The 3444-nt window shown below is 34.3% G+C and carries 2 protein-coding genes; one reads left to right on the top strand and one right to left on the bottom strand.

The features are described 5' to 3' along the window. Positions 1 to 85 precede the first annotated feature (85 nt). Entirely contained in the window at positions 86 to 2239 is a 2154-nt protein-coding gene (locus WBN21_RS05115; protein ID WP_424198207.1) for a TonB-dependent receptor, read from the bottom strand. A gap of 668 nt (positions 2240 to 2907) precedes the next feature. Here WBN21_RS05115 and WBN21_RS05110 point away from each other — a divergent pair. Next, positions 2908 to 3402 (top strand): RNA polymerase sigma factor, encoded by a 495-nt coding sequence (locus WBN21_RS05110; RefSeq protein WP_424198206.1) that lies wholly within the window; start codon positions 2908 to 2910, stop codon positions 3400 to 3402. The last annotated feature ends 42 nt before the right edge of the window (positions 3403 to 3444 follow it).

Raw genomic sequence — 3444 nt, 5'->3', positions numbered from 1 at the left:
GGATAGCCCACAGCTTTTGCGCCTTAGGGCAGAAGCGAGGACTTGGAACGGATAGCCCGACGACGACCTTAGGAGGCGTAACGCCCTATAAATTATCCAACTGGTTGCTCTTTTTATCCTCGCTTATGGTCCAAAAGAAGCCTACAAAAAAGAATTGATCGGTGGCTGGCTGTAGCGCTCTTCTATTGAAATGTCCGTTGACATCTGGTGTGTTTGCATATTGGTAGCCGTTGATGTTTTTAAAACCCAAAACATTATTTACCGAGGCGTACAGTATTTTTTGCGGACTAATTAAATACGCCCAATTTAAACTCAGGCTATTAAAGGCTTTCGTTTTCTGGTTTAAAAAACCTGTTGTGTTAGGATTGGTATAGGTTCTGCCGGATGCATAGGCGTAACTCATGCCTACTTGACTGCGCCATTTGTTAATCCAATATTTCCCGACAACCGATAAATTATGTGTATTTGCAAAATTAGGTTGTGCTTTGGTTTGGTAATTTTGGTAATCGCGCTGGGTATCCAGAAATGAATAACTTAACCAATAATCGACGTTTTTAATGGTTTTGCTGTCTCGCCAAAATAAATCGACACCTCTTGCAAAACCGTTTCCGTTGCTGTTATATTGGCTATCAAAACTTGTGAAATCGGTATCGTATTTTACCAAATTATCGTAGGTTTTGCAATAGGCTTCGGCTCTAAACAGCTTTCTATCAAGATTGAATTGGTAGTTAAAAATGTAATGCGATGTGTTTTCTGCTTTTAAGTCTTGATTGAACTTTAAAACATTACTTGATGGGTTTTGGTAAAAATTACCGTATGCTAATGACACTTGGCTTTTTTCGGTAGTTTTATATGCCAAAGATAGCCTTGGGGCTATGGTAAAATCCTTAAACAGTTGGCTATATTCACCGCGCAAGCCTGTTTTAAAGGCCAATTTTTTGGATATAAAAATATCTGTCTCGGCATAAGCAGCTGCAATATTATTGTTGTAACCGTAATGAACTTTATCCGTAGTGATATCGTTATAAGCTTCTTCAAAATGGGTTGCAAAATACTCTGCGCCAAAATAGAGCTTGAAGCGGTTACTAATTCTGTTTTTAAATTTCAACTTAGCGTGTAATGAGTTTTCTGCATTATCAATAGCACTTTCAATAATGTTTAAGCAGTTTTTTGCTCGTGTATAGCTTAGTCCTCCAAAAAGCGTCCAAGTATCGTTTAAATCACCTTGATACGACCCATTTAAATAAAAATTATTATTATTTAATTTGAAATGCGCGCCATCTGGTTCGTTAATATCTTCTTGGATAAGTTCAAAATTTGTAGCATCAAAAGCACCATACAATTTAAATAAACCCGAATTGGATTTTTTTCTATAAACAGCTTCACCTGAAGCCGTTTCATAAGGTTTTATCCATTCGTTTCTATTTTTAAAAATGGCATTATAAGGCGCCAAATTGATGTAGGAGGCGTTTACACTTAATGAGCTTTTCTCCCATTTTTGTGTGTTACCAAGCGTGGCACCAACGCTCATGATACCAATATCCGTTTTTTCTTGGTCGGGTTCATCAATGGTGTTTAACAGCAAAACACTTGATAAGGCTTGCCCAAATTCTGCCGAATAACCACCCGTAGAAAAGGTAATACCATCAAACAAAAAAGGCGAATAGCGGCCTCTAGTTGGCGCATTATTGGTGGTTGGGCTATATGGGGTAAACACGCGAATACCGTCAATAAAAATTTGAGTTTCATTGGCATCGCCACCACGCACAAACAACCGGCCATCTTCGGCAACTGTTGTGGTTCCTGGTAAGGTTTGTAAAGCACCAACAAAATCGCCTAAAGCACTTGCGGTGGTTACTACATCAAGTGGTTTTAGTGCATTTACTTTGCTATTATCACCAGCTGAAAATGTTCCTGCAGACAACACCACGGCATCCAAAGCACTTACATCTTCTTTAAGTTTTACCTTAATTTCTTTCATAAAAGATACATCGCCAACCAGGTAAAAAGTCTCGTATGACATAAATGAAACTACTAAAGTTTGCGTTCCAGTTTCAGAAGTTTTAAATGAAAACGATCCATTTTCATCAGAAGTGCTTCCATCATAAGTACCTTCTAAATAAATATTAGCACCTTCAATGGGTTCTTGTTTTGAGTTGAAAATTTTTCCGCTAATGGTTGTTTGGGCCGAAATTTGAAAGCTGATTAAAGCCATAAAAATGATGGTTAGTTTTTTCATGATTGAATATTTTACTGTTCGTTTTTTGATTGATGACATACCGAAATAAATTCAGCACACAGCAAAAATGCAACACAAAAATGAGTGCCAAAATTCTTAATTACCGAACTGTAAAATTTGCATGATGAATTGACATTTAAGTCAAAAATGCCATCCCATAATAATTCTAAAATCATTAAAATTTGAAGATGAAAAAGCACGAAAATTTAAAAAATAATCCACAAAATCGACTTCAAAAACAACGTTAAAAATCATGTTTTAAATCTTAAAATCAATTTAAATTCAGATTAAAACCAATCAAAAATTCGAAATATTTTTTCAAAGATTTCAATCTAAATAATACTTATTTATTTTTTTATATATTAGCTAAACGTCAGAGCCAAAAAACACCAAAAAAGCGCTAAAAACGCACCATAGTTTTTATCTATAGTCGATATTTAACTAATTGTTTTCCAGTATTTAAAATTCCGTCACAGAAACCAAAAGTTTAAATATTTTAAAATCACCTACTTTACTCAAATTTTCATTCAAAAAATAAAATTTCATCAAAAAAACGTCACTTTTTTCGCAAAAAAAGAAATTAAAATCTTAGGTTTTACCATTTTATTTTTATCCGTTTGTAACGTTTTTAATAATTAAACTACTTATAGAATAACTAAACCACACCATTGAATAAAGAGCTAGAACATAATTTTGTAGAGCTGTTAGAAAAGCATCAAAATATCGTGCACAAAGTTTGTCGTTTGTACACCAATAATTATGACGCGCATAACGATTTATTTCAAGAAATAACCATCCAACTCTGGAAGGCATATCCTAAATTTCGAGGCGATGCAAAATTCAGTACTTGGATGTATCGTGTTGGATTAAATACTGCCATTACACTTTACAGAAAATCGAAGCGCACAATAAAAACACAAGATTATGCTGGTGTAGAATTTAAAATAAAAGCAGAGGATTATGACAACACCGAAGAGGAACAATTAAAAGTACTTTATAAAGCCGTACACCAACTAAACGACATTGAAAAAGCATTAGTATTTTTGTATTTAGAAGACAAAGACTATAGAGAAATTAGTGAAACATTGGGAATAAGTGAAGTGAATGCCCGCGTGAAAATGAACCGAATTAAAAACAAACTTAGAACCATACTAAATCCGTAACATTATGGATGAATTAGATTTATTAAAAAAAGACTGGAATAA

This window comes from Algibacter sp. (assembly GCF_049667265.1).
Taxonomy (GTDB): domain Bacteria; phylum Bacteroidota; class Bacteroidia; order Flavobacteriales; family Flavobacteriaceae; genus Algibacter_B.
Note: the sequence above shows the minus strand (reverse complement) of the source record. Positions and strands in the feature narration are given on the sequence as shown.